The organism is Hyphococcus lacteus, from assembly GCF_041058985.1.
Lineage (GTDB): Bacteria > Pseudomonadota > Alphaproteobacteria > Caulobacterales > Parvularculaceae > Hyphococcus > Hyphococcus lacteus.
Genome location: NZ_JBEHZE010000001.1, coordinates 495,225 through 511,167 on the forward strand (window position 1 = coordinate 495,225; position 15,943 = coordinate 511,167).

Here is a 15,943-nt window from a genome sequence, read left to right on the forward strand (position 1 = left end):
CCGTTGAGCATGAGCAGCGAACCAACATTGAGCGGACGATATTTCGATGGGGAAAGTGGTAACGCCCAGCCCGTCGAAATCGTCCTTTATAACGATCATTTTTTGATACGCTCGTCTAAGAAGGAGTTTCGGTGGGAATACCGGCACACGAAAGTTGCCGCACAACCTGACACCGAAACTCGGCTTTCGAACCGACACTTTCCGGATGCAGTTCTTGTCTTGCCATCAACGGGCGCATCGGCGCTTAAAAAGGCCGCCCCGGAAATTTTTGATGGGCGTCGCGAACGACGACGTATCACTGCGCTGATATCGGGGTTGGTTATCGGCGCAGGCATTGTGACTGCCGCAGTCTTTATCGGCGTACCGGCAGCGTCGGGTCCACTTGCCCGAGCAACGCCAAAAGATTTTGAAATGCGAATTGGCTCCAATCTCGCAGCACAAATATCAATTTTATACAAACCCTGCGGCGAAGCAGACGCGTTGGAAATTCTGCAACCGGTTCTCAATAGTATGGCCGAAAAAGGCGATGTGGGTTTCCCCATTGAGTTTCGGTTCGTTAAGTCACGCGGCCCAAATGCATTTGCCCTTCCTGGCGGGCAGGTCATGGCAACCTCAGGGCTTTTAGATGCGATAGGTGATGACCAAGAGGCATTCTTCGCGGTAATGGCACATGAACTTGGCCATGTGCGAGCGCGAGACGGAATGCAGGCTGTATATCGAAATGCGGGTCTTGGCATTACGCTCGATATTATCACTGGCGGCTCCGGCGCAGCTCAGCAATTGGTACTGCTCGGTGGGCAATTAAACCAGTTGCGCCATACCCGCATCCAAGAAGCTGCCGCAGATGAGACAGCTATCGAGATAATGACCGCAATGAATCTCGACCCAAGTGCGCTTTCGCGTGCCTTTGAAGCGATCAGCGCATCTGCGCCTGATGAGGCGCAGTCGGAGAATAACGAAAAGAAATACCCAAGCTGGCTTCGCTCACATCCCAACACTGAAAAGCGGATCGAAAATGCGCGTCAACACCAGAAATCCGGTGGAAAGCCGCCGCTAACATCTGAGCAATGGCAAACTATTGTCAGGACTTGTCATGCGGCACAGAAAGGTTTGGCGGACAAAGAGACAACGCAAAGCGAATAAAAAAACCCCGGCCTTGGCCGGGGTTTTTATTAGATCAGACGACAGCTTTTAGGGCTTAGTCTTTCGTCTCGTTTTCTTTCATGGCTGCGCCAAGGATATCGCCGAGCGACGCGCCTGAATCTGCAGAACCGTATTGTTGTACGGCTTCTTTTTCTTCCGCCATTTCGCGCGCTTTGATCGATACGTTGATGCGGCGTGTTTTTGAATCGATTGCCGTAACGCGAGCATCGATTTTGTCACCGACAGCGAAACGCTCTGGGCGTTGTTCACCACGGTCTTTCGACAGATCAGATTTACGGATGAAGGCTTTTGGACCTTCAGCGCCGCCGACCTGAACTTCGATGCCGCCGCTTTCGATAGCAGTAACCGTACAGGTCACATCGCTGCCGCGGCTAATGTCACCGATAGTTTCAAGTGGATCGGAGCCAACCTGCTTAACGCCAAGTGAGATACGCTCTTTGTCTGGATCGACATCGAGAACTTTGGCCTGAATGACCTGACCTTTTTGATAATCCTTAATGGCTTCTTCGCCAGAACGATTCCAATCAAGGTCTGAAAGGTGGACCATTCCGTCCATCTCTTCGTTGAGGCCAACAAAAAGACCGAACTCGGTGATGTTCTTGATTTCGCCTTCGATCATCGACCCGATTGGGTGTTCTTCAGCAAAACGTTCCCATGGGTTATCAGCACACTGCTTAAGCCCGAGCGAGATACGGCGTTTGGTTTCGTCAACTTCAAGCACCATGACTTCGACTTCTTGAGATGTCGAAACAATTTTGCCTGGGTGTACGTTTTTCTTGACCCAGCTCATTTCAGAGACGTGGACAAGACCTTCGATGCCGTCTTCAAGTTCAACGAATGCACCGTAATCAGTGATGTTAGTCACTTTACCGCTAAATTTCGCACTGATTGGGTATTTCGCTGCTACGCCTTCCCATGGATCTGGCGAAAGTTGCTTGATGCCAAGCGAGATGCGGTGTGTGTCAGGGTTGATCTTGATGATTTTGACACGGATCGTATCATTTACGTTAAGCACCTCTGACGGGTGGTTCACGCGGCTCCAAGACATGTCAGTAACGTGGAGAAGACCATCAACGCCCGGTGCCAGTTCAACAAATGCACCATATTCGGTGATGTTCTTCACGATACCTTCGCGTTCATCACCCTCGTTCAGTTCTTTAACAACTTCCTGACGCTGTTCTGCGCGATCTTCTTCGAGAATAGCGCGACGTGAAACAACGATATTACCGCGACGCTTGTCCATTTTCAGGATGCGGAATGGCTGCGGTATGTTCATTAGCGGGCCAGCATCGCGCACGGGGCGGATGTCAACTTGGCTACCCGGCAAGAACGCTACAGCGCCGCCGAGATCAACAGTGAAGCCACCTTTAACGCGGTTAAAGATTTCACCATCAACGCGTTCATTTTTCTCGTAAACTTTTTCGAGACGGTCCCAAGCTTCTTCACGGCGCGCTTTTTCGCGACTGATCACAGCTTCGCCTTGCGCATTTTCAACGCGCTCGACAAAAACTTCTACAGAGTCGCCGACTTTAAGCTCAGCCGGTTTACCGGGTTGGGAAAATTCTTTGAGGGCTACACGGCCTTCGGTTTTTAGACCGACATCGACGACTGCAACGTCTTTTTCGATGGCGGTTACGATGCCTGTTACAACCGTTTCTTCAAAATCTTTACGGTCAACTAGTGAGGCTTCGAGCATTTCCGCGAAATCGTCGCGGGACGGGTTTAAGGTTTCAGTTGAGGACACGAGTGTCAGTTCTCCAATGGTTCAGCTTACGCCGTTTATCGGGGCCAGCCGGTTGATCCGGCGGTCTTTCCGCAGGGTTTCCCTGTCGGACGATTGAGCCGAGTTAAAATAAAGCAGCGCTTTGTCTTGCTAGACGGACAAAATCAAACATTTTCCAACAACCAAAGATCAGCGCTGATCGGCTAAATTCCTAGGGATTTAGCCACAACGCCGGAAAACACCGTCAATCACGCGACGCGCTGCCGCGAAGGCCGCGTCTATAGACAAATGAGTCGTATCTAGCAACTCCGCATCGTCTGCCGCCGCCATGGGGGCATCATCACGTGCCGCATCCCGGGCATCCCGCTCCAGCAGATCCTTGTAGATTTCCGCCTCTTGCAGTTCCGGACGTCCCGAAACAAGCTCAAGCCAGCGCCGGTGGGCACGGGTTTTGGGGCTTGCGGTGACAAAAAATTTGACCGTCGCATCGGGGCAAACGACCGTTCCGATATCCCGGCCATCCAATACCGCCCCAACCGCATTTTGCGGCGGTTTCAAGGCAAACCGGCGCTGAAAATCGAGGAGCGCCGAACGCACGTCACTATTCGCCGCAACAACGCTTGCCGCCGCCCCGACCTCTTTGGTCCTGATATCGGCATCAGCCAGTTTTTCGATCTCAAATGTGCGGGCCGCATTCGTGGCCAGCACTGGATCAGTCGGGTCAGCGTTTTCCGAAAGAACAAGCCACGCCACACCGCGATAAAGCGTACCTGTATCAAGATGGGCGAAACCATAATGCTCGGAGATTAAACGCGCGAGCGTCCCTTTACCGGAAGCAGCAGGCCCATCAAGGGCAATAACGATGGGTTGATCCATGGTCTTTTCCATGGGCCCACAAACTGGACCACGCAACGCAGCGGCGCAAGCCACCAAAAGATGGCTCAATGCAATTAACCGGAGAAACTGTCCACCGATTGTAACAGACTAGCGACATAATTACGCTCATCGGCAGTCAATTCCGGACGCCAAATCGAAAAGATCAAAACAACCCGCGTCTCATCACTGCCATTCCACGCTTCATGTTCTATTGTATCATTGAACACCCAGCCCTTGCCGCGTTCCCATTGCCGCGCATCATTACCGACCCGAAGCCAACAATCACCCGGCACAATAATCGGCAAATGACAGATCAAACGCGAATTCAGAAATCCTGTATGCGGCTCGATATGCGCGCCCGGTGCGAGCTTAGAGAACAACACCATCGGCGCACGTCCTGGCACGTCTTCCATTGGAACATGCGAAAGTGCACTTAGCGTTTTTGGGAAATGCTTTGCGATATTTTCATTGCGCACGCCATCGCGCCACAAAAACATAGCGCTCCAATTTTCACTATCGAGCAACTTGTGATCATGCCGAACGGGACGATTACCTTCTTGGTGGATGTAGGGCGCAAAAAGCGAAGGCTGGTCCATGACTGCTTTTAGTTCTGCAGCAATGTCATCGGTCGCCGATTCTAATTGCTCCAGCCAATCGAATTCGTCGCGGTCATAAAATTCCTTTGGTGGCATATCAGGGAAATAATACGCGCGCGGTGCCTCGACAAACCGGCGCGTTCGTTCCGTCAGAAAATCAATAGACTCAGAAAAACGCGCGCTCGCGCCATCAAGCGGATTTCCGTCACGCTTTAGAGACGCTTCAATATGATCCATCATACTTTTCTGATGAACCGCAATCGCTTCGCGTGCTCTATAGATTTCTTTGGCAACTTCCGGCGGGAACACTTCTGGTTCCGGTACAAGTTTTACGAGCGCATTATAAAACGACGCAGCAGCACGACGATCGCCTTGCGCCATAAAGCAATCGCCCTTTAGCAAAAGCGCGCGAATGTTTTTTGGGCTTCGGCTTAAGACCTCATCCAAGGCCTTCTGTGTAGCCTGATAATCTTTCATCCCATGCCGTGCGAGTGCGACCGCAAGCCAAGTATCTTCATCTTGATCACCCGCCGCTAGAATAGACTCGAACTTCTCGCGGGCTGTCTTCGGATCACCGTTACGCAAAGCGGCCATGCCCTCTCGTCCAATTGCGTTTAGGTCCATCGTTTGCGACATATCCATCTCCCTAAAAATGCTAAACGGCAGTTTTTATTTATCTTGCGCTATATCTGCACCAATCGAAATCATCTGCGCGATAAAATCTGGAAAGCTTGTGGCGATCATTGATGCATCATCAATTTGAATAGGCTGTTCACTCACAAGACCCGCCACCAAAAAACTCATCGCAATTCGATGGTCATGATGAGTTTTGATCGTTGCTCCACCAATCATCGCAGGCGTGGTGCTGCCACCGCGCACTCGTAACCAATCAGGACCGCTCACTACATCTACGCCGCAAGCGACAAGCCCAGTCTCGACCGACGCAATTCGATCGCTTTCTTTCACCCGCAACTCTTCGAGGCCGGTCATCATTGTCTCGCCATGAGCAAAAGCAGCGACCACCGCTAGGATTGGATATTCATCAATCATTGACGGCGCACGCGATGCAGGCACTTCGACGCCGCGCAAAACCGAATAACGCGCGCGGATATCCGCAACCTCTTCGCCATTCTCTTCGCGTTGGTTTTCAAACGTTAAGTCCGCACCCATTTCTCGAAGCGTTTGATACAATCCCGTTCGCAGTGGATTGAGCAGCACCCCCTTCACCACTACATCTGAATTGGGCACTATCAATGCCGCTGCGATCGCAAATGCTGCAGACGACGGATCACCCGGTACATTCACATCACATGGTGAAAGGGCTTGCCCGCCTGCCATGGTGATATACCGCCCGTTTTCGCAGTCAGGCTCTGTTGAAAGCTCAACTCCAAACGCGGACAGCATCCGCTCTGTATGATCGCGACATAAGATCGGTTCATGAATACGTACTTGACCGCTTGCCCCTAGCGCGGCCAACAAAATCGCCGATTTCACCTGTGCTGAAGCGGATGCCAGCTTTACCTCAACGGCGCGCAAACCGTTTTCAGCCGTCTTAATCTTCACTGGAAGACGCCCCTCATGGTCGTCAGCCTCAACACCCATCAGGCGCAGTGGCTCAAGCACCCGACCCATGGGCCTCCCACGTAAGGAAATATCGCCTTCGAATGACGCGCCAACACCGGCACCAGCGACAGCGCCCATGACCAGGCGAACACCCGTTCCCGAATTACCGAAATAAAGCGACTTTTCTGGCGTTGCCCATGCGCCGCCAGAAACAGTCCACTCTCCAGCCCCGCTTCGTTCAACCGACGCGCCTAGCGCCCGCATTGATGTCGCGGTGCGCAGCACATCATCCCCCTCTAATAGGCCGGTAATACGGCTCTCGCCCTTTGCCAGAGCCGAAAGAATCAAGGAGCGATGCGAGATCGACTTATCGCCTGGCGCGGTCACAGCTCCATTAAGTGGGCCGCTACGGCGTGCGACAGTACGGTGTGTTTCAGTATCGGAAGGTTTACGACTGGACGCGGACATCGCGTGATTTTCTCCGGGATCAATGGGTGAATAAAGCGCAATCCTTTTGACAGTCGCGTCTCGTCGTGGCAACAGGGCTGCTTTCAAGACATCTTATCCCCTACGAACGGCGAAAAACCATGACGAAACCAGAACTTGGCGTAAAACGCGATTGCCCGGAATGCGGTACGCGCTTTTACGATCTCAATAAGCAACCGGCCCATTGCCCCAAATGCGATCACGAATTCGTACCGGAGGCGCTACTAAAACCGCGCCGCGCCCGTAAAGATGACGAAGAAGCGGCGAAAACGGAAACCGAAGAGAAAACGTCCGAGAAAGAAACGACTCTCGAAAACGCGGAAAAAGAAAAACGCGCGCCGAAATCCAAGCGTCAACCAGGTCTCGATGAAGACGACGATGACGACGACGATGATGATGACGAACTCGCCAGCATCGCTGATATCGACCTTGGCGACGATGACGATGAAGAATCTGATGACAGCCTATTGGATGACGACGATGATGATGACGTCTCAACCATGGTCAAAACCGGCGGTAGCGACGACGACTAATTGCTGGCCTATTTTGGGTCTTGCGCGACACACAACCCATCGCTAGGTTCCGCCACCCATATCCCAAATATGGGTGGCGCATGATCCAAACGGATCGCCAAAACTATCCGCGCAAAAGCGCAATGGGGCTATAGCTCAGTTGGGAGAGCGCTTGCATGGCATGCAAGAGGTCGTCGGTTCGATTCCGACTAGCTCCACCACTCTTGTGCAAAAGAGGGAACCAGTTCTCCAGAGGCGGCGTAGGTTGCGGCTTGGTGCGTGAGGGCCTTTCTTGTTCGGGCAATGGTGCGCGGCGGACGCATTTTACGCCCCGGTTGCATTACGGTTCAGAACCTACGGGGTTCATCTTAACGGCATTGAGCAAGAATACCTTGACGAGGTTTACTGTCACCCGCTGGTCAGTGCCCATGCGGAAAAAGAGCCTTGGCTGTTAAAGCCCGGCCTTGAAGGCCCGGAATATGTCGGATTACGGTGAGATTTTAGGAATAAAGATAATGAAACATGTAGGAATACTTGCTCACAGCCCCGATGGCGCGGCGCTTGCCTTCAAAGAGTTCTGCCATGTTGGATACAAAAAGTTTGGAGAAGCGATCCATCCGGATATTACGCTTGATTATATCGCTATGGGCCGTTCCCTACCGGCTTGGGATCGTAACGATCTGAGTGAAGTGAGATCAACCCTCGCCAATAGCATCGATAGGCTGGCCGCTGTTGGAGCTGAATTCTTTTTTTGCCCGGACAATACGGCTCATATCGCCTTGGAATTTGAGGGGCCAGCGCTGAGCCTGCCGGGACTCAACATCGCTGATATTGTTGCTCATGAAGCAAAAAGGCGTGGCATGACCAAGGTTGGCGTCCTTGGAACGCGCTTTACAATGCTAGGGCATGTTTATCCTCGCGCATTAGGTGTGCTTGGCATTGAAAGCGTATCGCCAAATGATGCGGATCGCGGCGTTATTGACGAGATTATATTTTCCGAACTTTGCAACGGAATTATCCGTGGCGAGTCGCGCGATCAATATTGTGAGATAATCGACCGGCTAAAAGATGACGGTTGCGACGGCGTCGCTCTTGTCTGCACGGAAATTCCGCTTCTCATTTCTGAGCTAGATTCCAGCCTGCCTATTTTGGACTCAACAAGGCTGATTGCAAAAGCAGCGTTTGAGATCGGTGTTGAGGAAAGCCCAATTCCGTCATGGTTTGGCGGCCCAGTCGGATAAGGAATTTTTTTTAATACACAGAAAAGTAGAATTTATACAATTTTATCAATACGTTGCAACATACCACTGCATCATCTTGCCCTCCTTGCAGACCAGTTCCCCTTTTCACCCTCATTGGTCCACCAATCGGTATTACCGCCTAATCCTCCCCCGTACCAATAACTCCTCGCCAACGTGTTCGGTGGTCACGCCGTCGAGGCGAATTGCGACGTCAAGTTTAACCGGGCCTTCACCGCCAATCGCCACTTTTGATTTGCCGCCCAAGATCAACGAGAGCGCGAGATAGGCCCAAACTTCATCAACTAAAGATTGATCGAAAAAGCTACCCATGACGGTGCTGCCACCCTCAACCAACATTGACTTAACGCCGCGCCCATAAAGCGCAGCCAAAAGCGCGACTATGTCTACTCGTGCGTCGCCACCCCGAGGCAAAACAACAACAGTCGCACCCGTATCTTCAAATTTCGCTTTTGCCCTTGGCGAAATCATGTCCGTCGTCGCTAGGATCGTGCCTTCGCGATACACGTTGCTAGTCGGGCTTGTCCGCCCAGTGCTATCAATCACTACACATATTGGCTGATAAACATCCTCAAGATCGCCACCGTCCCTATCGCGGGCGGTCAGGCGCGGATTATCATGTACAATCGTATCTGCACCAACCAATATTGCATCCACGGATTTTCGCAATTTATGTGATGATTGTCGTGATTCACGACCTGTAATCCATTGGCTCTCACCGGACGCAGTTGCAATACGACCATCCAAACTCATTGCTAATTTGGCAACAACAAAAGGCCGCTTATTGTCTTCGGCAAAAAACCAGAACCGATTCATCTCTCGTGCTTCGTACTCACAAAGGCCACCGATGACTTCTATTCCGGCACTTTCAAGGTGTTTCGCACCGCCAGCCGCTAGCGATGTCGGGTCTGCCACCGCATAATAAACAGATTGAATTCCTGCCTTTATTATTGCCTCTGTACACGGACCTGTACGGCCCTGATGGCAACATGGCTCCAGCGTGACATAGGCCGTCGCGCCTTTCGCATCGCCCGCATCACGAATAGCCGCGACTTCTGCGTGATCAAGTCCCGCCCCCAAATGCACTCCCTCGCCGATGATGGCACCATCTCGAACCAATACGCAGCCGACCATCGGGTTAGGCGATGTTCGCCCATCGCCATAGCGCGCAAGCTCTATGGCGCGGCGCATATATTTGGTGTGAACGTCCGCCAGTTCAGGCCCGGTGTTCGGGGTTTTCATAATCGAACCGGCACCCCGCTTTCCACGCATTGCGGTCGTTGCCATGGTTGGAAATACCGCCCGCATCTTTCATCATTTTCGCAAGGTGCAGTAAGTTCCACGTCATAATTGTGGTGTTTCGTTGCGTGAAATCATTGTCGATACCAATCGGCCCGTTCTCTCCATCGTCACCATAAGATGGGCCCGGTCCTGCCTCGCCGATCCATCCACAATCGGCCTGAGGCGGAATGACATAACCTAAATGTTGAAGTGCATATAAAATGGTCATTGCACAATGTTTGACGCCATCCTCGTTGCCGGTGATGACGGAACCACCAACCTTGCCGTAATAAATGCTCTGGCCTTTGTCATTCAACATTCCGGACATCGCATAAAGCCGTTCGATGATCAGACGACAAACTGAGCTTTCTTCGCCTAGCCAGATAGGGGTGCCGATAATCAAAATATCCGCCGCGCTTACTTTTTTCCATAGCTTTGGCCAATCATCACGATCCCACCCGTGCTCGGTCATATCTGGCTGTACACCAAAAGCGATTTGATGTTCCGTAGCATGAATATAATCGACCTCAACGCTATTCTTTTCCATAATGGATTGGGCAACGGATAAGAGCGTTCTGGTGTGGGATTTTCCTGCGTCCTTTTTCAAACTACAATTAATGATCGTAGCTTTAAGATTAGAAAAATCAGTTTTGTTTTCGTTGCAAAGTTTGGCTTGTTTTTCATTCAACGACATCAGGCGTCCTCCTATTAATCAACACCAAAATGATGATGACTGCGCGCGCCTGTGCGGAACACGGCGTCGCGCACGAATGTTCCATCTTTGTGATCTCAACTTATTATAGCACGTTACTGGCGAAATGGTGCCTTGACGAAATGGCGCTTTGAGAACGCTCGAGATTAAGCATACAGGCCGGAATTTATCCTAGGGTCGTTGTCCGGCGCTTTTGAATAACAGGACGAATTAATCGACGATAACTAAGCGCAAGCCCAGTCCAGACCAGAAACAAACTCGCAATAGAGCCAAGCCCCGCCAACGTTTGCCCCACGAAACCAAAGATCTCACCTGTATGTAAATAGCGAACAAATATTCGCGCCCGCATACCCGCAGTGCGGCGATCACTAGGGCGATCAGCGCTCAGCAACACCCCATCGGGAGCAATCACCGCTTCATATTTATCCTGATATCGGGCACCATTTCCCGTATCGACGCTAAAATATATCGGTGCATTGAGCGCAGTTTCAGCAGGAAAGCTAATTCTCTTCCAGCCTTTATACTCTGCCGCTGCGCGCTGCATACGATCTTCAAGTACAATGGGCTGACTGTTTACATCGAACTCAGGGAGTTCAACTTTTGTCGGCGGTGCCCCACGCCCCGGTTGTGGTTTTTCACCATACGCAGCAAACAGTACTTTATTCGCCCACGGATAATAAAATACTGTTGCCGTTGTCGCCATGAAAAAAATTGGTAACAACATCCAAATACTAAAAACATGATGCCAGTTATAATCACGCGCTTTGCCGGTAGGTGGTGCCATATTGAATAGCATCTTGGATTTAACAAGCACCCAGCGAACACTCGGCGTCAACCAAAGAAACAATCCACTCGCCACAAGGAAAACAAACAATAAATTTGCCGCGCCCGTTATCGCCCGACCGGTTTTTCTGGCGTCACCCTCAAGCGCAAACCACCGGTGAAAGCCCATCGTTTTGTGAAAGAATTTCTCGGTGGCTGTATCCCCTACGAGTAATAAATCACCCGATACAGGATGGAGAAGAATTTGGTCACGACCTTTTAGAATTTTGATCGGCGCATCATCTCTCGACGATATCTCGATCCGTGTGCTTTCGCCGTACTCTCGCGCGATTTCCACTATTGCATCCGCTGACAAACGGGGACCGACAACTTCGGTCACCAACCCTCGCTCAGCCGCCCCGACGATCTGCCGTTGATAGGTCAGCATGACGCCAGTAATGGACATAAAGAAAATAACAGCACCAGCAAGGACACCAGCCGTAAGATGCATCCAGAAAATTACACGCCGAAATGATTTCATGAGGTCAAAAGTTCTATGTAAAAGGAAAAACCAAAAATTAATTGCGAATAATTATCACTTTCATGTATTTTGTAAACAGATAGCTTGAATCGCACTGACCAGAATTGGCCCAAATCCGTTGAAATCCGGCCGAATGTTAATCATTTTTTGCCGCGTCCCTGCTTTAAACGTCACTGCGCCATGCTAGACAGCACCAATAGAGCGCGCGCGTTCTTGACCTATCGTTAAGCACTTGAATTCAGGGCCGGAATTTCCGTCCCGTTGATCTGGGAGAAAGCCATGAGGCTTATGGTTACCGGCGGTGCCGGGTTTATTGGTTCCGCTGTTGTTCGCCAGGCGATTGCTGCGGGCGATACGGTCTTGAATGTTGACAAACTGACCTATGCGGCCAACCCGGAAAATATAGCGAACGTCGCTGATCATCCGAATTATCAATTTTCCGAATCTGATATCTGCGACATGGATGAGATGGCGCGGTTGATGAACCAGTTCAAACCCGACTGTGTTATGAATCTTGCGGCGGAAACCCATGTGGATCGCTCGATTGATGGACCCGGTGCGTTTATTCAGACCAATATCGTCGGCACATATTCGCTGCTGGAGGCAGCGCGCAATTTCAGTAAAAGCGATGATGCGCCCAAGAGTTTTCGCTTTCATCACATTTCCACGGACGAAGTTTTCGGCTCGCTTGGGCCAACGGGCGAATTTACCGAGGACTCCCCCTACCAACCCAACTCGCCCTATTCGGCCGCCAAAGCATCGTCCGACATGTTGGCGCGCGCGTGGCGCGAAACATATGGCCTTGATGTTATTGTTACTAATTGTTCGAATAATTACGGGCCATTTCAGTTTCCTGAAAAATTGATCCCTGTTGTTATCATTGCGGCACTCGAAGGTCGTGACATTCCGATCTATGGCAAAGGCGACAATATTCGTGACTGGCTTTATGTCGAAGACCATGCCGATGCACTTTTGCTCGTCGCACGCAAAGGGAAACCTGGCGAAACCTATAATGTGGGTGGCCGGGCCGAACGCACCAATCTTGAACTGGTCAAGATGATTTGTGCTGTTCTTGATGACGAACTCAACGACTCGCCGCATCGCCCCCATGAAGGTCTTATCAAATTTGTCTCTGATCGTCCGGGTCATGATCATCGTTACGCTATTAATTGCGAAAAAATAGAACGCGAATTAGGCTGGACGCCATCACTCTCCGTCGAAGAGGGCATGCGCCAAACCGTACTGTGGTATTTGAACAATAAAGAATGGTGGGAAGCCATTCGCGGCAAAGGATTTGATGTCGCCAAACGTCAGGGCCTAGGCCAACAAAAGGGCTAATATGCGGATTCTGGTTTTCGGCAAGAATGGACAGGTCGCACAAGCGCTGCAGCTTGAATCGATCACCGAAGGTACACTGACGGCGCTTGGGCGGCTTGAGGCTGATCTTTTGACGCCTGGCAACGCCGAGGCTGCAATTCATGATCACAAACCAGACATTGTGATCAACGCGTCTGCCTATACTGCTGTCGATAAAGCCGAAGAAGAAACGAGCGCAGCACAGCAGCTGAACACCTACGCCCCAACAGAAATGGCCAAAACTGCGCAAAAAATTGGCGCACAATTCATTCATCTGTCTACCGACTATGTCTTTGACGGCGTAAGCAAAGACCGGCTGGCCGAAGACACACCTGCGAACCCGCTCAACCAATATGGCGCGACGAAACTTGCAGGAGAAAAAGCGGTAATGTCCGCCCATCCTGGCGCTGTGATCATTCGCACGTCTTGGGTCTTCTCGTCCTTCGGCAATAATTTCGTCAAGACCATGCTGCGCCTTGCAGAACAAAGAGATTCGCTTTCCATCGTTGCCGACCAAATCGGCGGCCCAACCGAAGCGGGCGACATTGCGCGGGGTATTCTGGCCATTGCGGCCAAGAAAAATCGCGGCGCGCCGGGCGTTGGGATTTATCATTTCCAGGGAAACCCGCCCGTCAGCTGGGCTGAATTCGCCGCCACAATTTTCGAAATGGCCGATAAAAACGTCTCCGTCACCTCCATCCCAACGGCGGAATACAAAACGCCGGCGGTCCGCCCGCTGAACACCATACTCGACTGCGCAAAAATTGAACGCGACTTTGGTGTCGCGCAACCAGATTGGCGCAGCGCTCTCGTCCGGGTCATCAAAGAACTCCAAAGTAAGGAAGCTAATTCATGAAGGGTATCATTCTCGCAGGCGGGTCGGGCACGCGTCTTTTTCCGGTAACGCGTGGCGTCTCTAAACAATTGATGCCGATTTATGACAAGCCAATGATCTATTACCCACTCAGCGTACTGATGCTTGCCGGGATTCGTGATATTCTCATTATCACAACACCCGAAGATCGCGCATCTTTTGAACGCCTTTTGGGTGATGGCAATGAATGGGGTATTTCCATTAGCTATGCCACACAACCAAGTCCCGATGGCCTTGCGCAAGCTTTTATTATTGGCGAAGAGTTCATTGACGGCGACAAATGTGCGTTGGTTCTTGGCGACAATATTTTCTATGGGCAAGGGTTGACCAATCAGTTGCGCGCTGCCGCTTCGCTTAAAAATGGCGCAGAGATTTTTTCTTATCAGGTAACCGACCCCGAGCGTTACGGAGTCATCGAATTTGGTGATGGCGGCGAAGTAATTTCCATTGAGGAAAAGCCGACAAAGCCAAAATCGAATTATGCCGCTACCGGATTGTATTTTTACGACGAGACCGTGGTTGAACGCGCGAAAAAAGTAAAACCTTCGGCGCGAGGTGAGCTTGAAATCACAACCCTCAACGAAATGTACATGCATGATGGTTGTCTGCGGGCCCAAATGTTGGGTCGCGGCTTTGCATGGCTGGACACCGGCACCCACGAATCTCTCCTTGAGGCAGCGCACTTTGTGCAGACCATCGAAACGCGCCAAGGGCTCAAGGTTTCCTGCCCCGAAGAAATTGCCTTCCGGTCCGGCTTTATTGATCGAGATCAATTGCTGAAACTTGCCGAACCGCTGAAAAAAAATCAGTACGGGCAATACCTCATTCGTCTTGCGGGCGAATAATCGCGAAAACGCACTGTTGAATTTTGCAATTCCAAGGGGTTTTTTCGCAAATCCCTTGCCGTTACCGGGTATCCGTAGCGGCACAAAATCACCCTTTAATGCGTCTCGTACACTCCGGGGTTGCGTAACGCGCCATTGGCACTTTATGACAGCACAAAAGCTTGTATATACTGCAAGTTTAAACGCTAGAAGTTCTGATAAATGGGAAGCGATATGAAGATCCTGGTGATTGGTGGGGATGGTTTTTGCGGGTGGCCAACGGCATTGCACCTGTCGAATGTGGGACATGATGTTGTCATCGTCGACAATCTCTCGCGCCGTAAAATTGATATCGAACTCGAAGTCGAATCCCTGACGCCGATCAAGCCAGTCTCCGCACGCCTTGCGGCTTGGGAAGAGGTTTCCGGAAAAAGCATCACCTTTGAAAATATTGATGTTGCTAAAAATTACGCACGGCTGGTCAATCTGTTGAATGACTTCAAGCCCGATGCGGTTGTCCATTTTGCAGAGCAGCGCGCTGCACCGTATTCGATGAAGTCGTCTTATCACAAACGATACACAGTTGATAACAATCTGAATGCGACGAACAATGTTCTCGCCGCTATCGTTGAAGCTGACGTTGACCCCCATCTTGTGCATTTGGGCACTATGGGAGTTTACGGTTACGGCACTGCGGGTATGAAAATCCCCGAAGGGTATTTGCCGATTAAAATCGAAACTGATGATGGTCAGGAAATTCGCCAAGAAATTCTGTATCCGGCTAATCCCGGTTCGATCTACCACATGACCAAAACGCAGGATCAGTTGCTGTTTGCTTTTTATAACAAAAATGATGGCCTCAAGATCACCGACCTTCATCAAGGCATTGTCTGGGGCACACAGACGGAAGAAACAAAAAAAGACGAACGTCTGATCAATCGTTTCGATTATGATGGCGATTACGGCACTGTTCTTAATCGCTTTTTGATGCAGGCCGCCGTTGGTTTTCCGATGACGGTTCACGGCACAGGCGGTCAAACACGCGCATTTATTCATATTCAAGACACCGTCAAATGTATTGAGCTTGCGATTGAAACGCCACCACAACATGGCGAACGGGTGCGCATCCTGAACCAGATGACCGAAACACACCGGGTTCGGGATCTTGCGAAATTAATCGAAAAGAAAACAGGTGCGGCGATTGAGTATGTCAATAATCCGCGCAAGGAAGATGCTGAAAACGATCTTCACGTAGAAAATGAACGTCTTTTGGGCCTTGGCCTTGATCCAATAACGCTTGAAGAGGGTCTGTTGGAAGAAGTCACAGAAATCGCACGAAAATATGCGGATCGCTGTGACAAAACAAAAATCCCTTGCGTGTCTTACTGGACCGATAACCAGAAAAAAGACTAGC

At 50.9% G+C, this 15,943-nt stretch carries 14 protein-coding genes and 1 tRNA gene; 8 read left to right on the forward strand and 7 right to left on the reverse strand.

Features of this window, described 5'->3' with window-relative positions:
• The first annotated feature begins 9 nt into the window (after window positions 1–9).
• Window positions 10–1,143: a M48 family metallopeptidase gene (locus tag ABFZ84_RS02355; RefSeq protein WP_369312304.1), complete on the forward strand. Its 1,134-nt coding sequence runs from the start codon at window positions 10–12 to the stop codon at window positions 1,141–1,143.
• Window positions 1,144–1,198: 55 nt separating this feature from the next.
• Here the strand turns inward: ABFZ84_RS02355 and rpsA are convergent, their stop codons facing one another.
• The 4 genes from rpsA to aroA all read right to left on the reverse strand — a co-directional run bounded on the left by rpsA (window position 1,199) and on the right by aroA (window position 6,390).
• On the reverse strand, window positions 1,199–2,908 hold the full coding sequence (gene rpsA / locus ABFZ84_RS02360; RefSeq protein ID WP_369312305.1) for a 30S ribosomal protein S1: 1,710 nt from the start codon (window positions 2,906–2,908) through the stop codon (window positions 1,199–1,201).
• 198 nt (window positions 2,909–3,106) lie between these two features.
• Window positions 3,107–3,751, reverse strand: a complete 645-nt coding sequence (cmk, locus tag ABFZ84_RS02365) for a (d)CMP kinase (protein ID WP_369314531.1) — start codon at window positions 3,749–3,751, stop codon at window positions 3,107–3,109.
• Window positions 3,752–3,837: 86 nt separating this feature from the next.
• Complete coding sequence (locus ABFZ84_RS02370) at window positions 3,838–4,995, reverse strand: aspartyl/asparaginyl beta-hydroxylase domain-containing protein (RefSeq protein ID WP_369312306.1); 1,158 nt, start codon at window positions 4,993–4,995, stop codon at window positions 3,838–3,840.
• A gap of 33 nt (window positions 4,996–5,028) precedes the next feature.
• Window positions 5,029–6,390, reverse strand: coding sequence for a 3-phosphoshikimate 1-carboxyvinyltransferase (aroA, locus tag ABFZ84_RS02375; protein ID WP_369312307.1), 1,362 nt, complete (start codon window positions 6,388–6,390; stop codon window positions 5,029–5,031).
• 119 nt (window positions 6,391–6,509) lie between these two features.
• Between aroA and ABFZ84_RS02380 the strand changes: the two genes are divergently transcribed.
• The 3 genes from ABFZ84_RS02380 (at window position 6,510) to ABFZ84_RS02390 (ending at window position 8,161) form a co-directional block, all read left to right on the forward strand.
• Entirely contained in the window at window positions 6,510–6,941 is a 432-nt protein-coding gene (locus ABFZ84_RS02380; RefSeq protein ID WP_369312308.1) for a TIGR02300 family protein, read from the forward strand.
• A gap of 124 nt (window positions 6,942–7,065) precedes the next feature.
• Window positions 7,066–7,141: transfer RNA gene (locus tag ABFZ84_RS02385), tRNA-Ala, on the forward strand.
• A gap of 294 nt (window positions 7,142–7,435) precedes the next feature.
• Window positions 7,436–8,161, forward strand: coding sequence for an aspartate/glutamate racemase family protein (locus ABFZ84_RS02390; protein WP_369312309.1), 726 nt, complete (start codon window positions 7,436–7,438; stop codon window positions 8,159–8,161).
• Window positions 8,162–8,293: 132 nt separating this feature from the next.
• On the opposite strand, the gene ribD is transcribed toward ABFZ84_RS02390, so the two are convergent.
• From ribD to ABFZ84_RS02405, 3 genes are all read right to left on the reverse strand, one after another.
• Complete coding sequence (gene ribD, locus ABFZ84_RS02395) at window positions 8,294–9,421, reverse strand: bifunctional diaminohydroxyphosphoribosylaminopyrimidine deaminase/5-amino-6-(5-phosphoribosylamino)uracil reductase RibD (RefSeq protein ID WP_369312310.1); 1,128 nt, start codon at window positions 9,419–9,421, stop codon at window positions 8,294–8,296.
• Window positions 9,396–10,154: a flavodoxin family protein gene (locus ABFZ84_RS02400; protein ID WP_369312311.1), complete on the reverse strand. Its 759-nt coding sequence runs from the start codon at window positions 10,152–10,154 to the stop codon at window positions 9,396–9,398. The genes ribD and ABFZ84_RS02400 overlap by 26 nt, the downstream gene beginning before the upstream one ends.
• A gap of 184 nt (window positions 10,155–10,338) precedes the next feature.
• Entirely contained in the window at window positions 10,339–11,475 is a 1,137-nt protein-coding gene (locus tag ABFZ84_RS02405; protein WP_369312312.1) for a PepSY-associated TM helix domain-containing protein, read from the reverse strand.
• A gap of 279 nt (window positions 11,476–11,754) precedes the next feature.
• Here ABFZ84_RS02405 and rfbB point away from each other — a divergent pair, with 279 nt between their 5' ends.
• The 4 genes from rfbB (at window position 11,755) to ABFZ84_RS02425 (ending at window position 15,942) form a co-directional block, all read left to right on the forward strand.
• Window positions 11,755–12,813, forward strand: coding sequence for a dTDP-glucose 4,6-dehydratase (rfbB, locus tag ABFZ84_RS02410; RefSeq protein WP_369312313.1), 1,059 nt, complete (start codon window positions 11,755–11,757; stop codon window positions 12,811–12,813).
• A gap of 1 nt (window position 12,814) precedes the next feature.
• Complete coding sequence (gene rfbD / locus ABFZ84_RS02415; RefSeq protein ID WP_369312314.1) at window positions 12,815–13,687, forward strand: dTDP-4-dehydrorhamnose reductase; 873 nt, start codon at window positions 12,815–12,817, stop codon at window positions 13,685–13,687.
• Window positions 13,684–14,550 (forward strand): glucose-1-phosphate thymidylyltransferase RfbA, encoded by an 867-nt coding sequence (gene rfbA / locus ABFZ84_RS02420; protein ID WP_369312315.1) that lies wholly within the window; start codon window positions 13,684–13,686, stop codon window positions 14,548–14,550. The genes rfbD and rfbA overlap by 4 nt, the downstream gene beginning before the upstream one ends.
• Window positions 14,551–14,763: 213 nt before the next feature.
• Window positions 14,764–15,942, forward strand: a complete 1,179-nt coding sequence (locus ABFZ84_RS02425; protein WP_369312316.1) for an NAD-dependent epimerase/dehydratase family protein — start codon at window positions 14,764–14,766, stop codon at window positions 15,940–15,942.
• Window position 15,943: the final 1 nt, after the last annotated feature.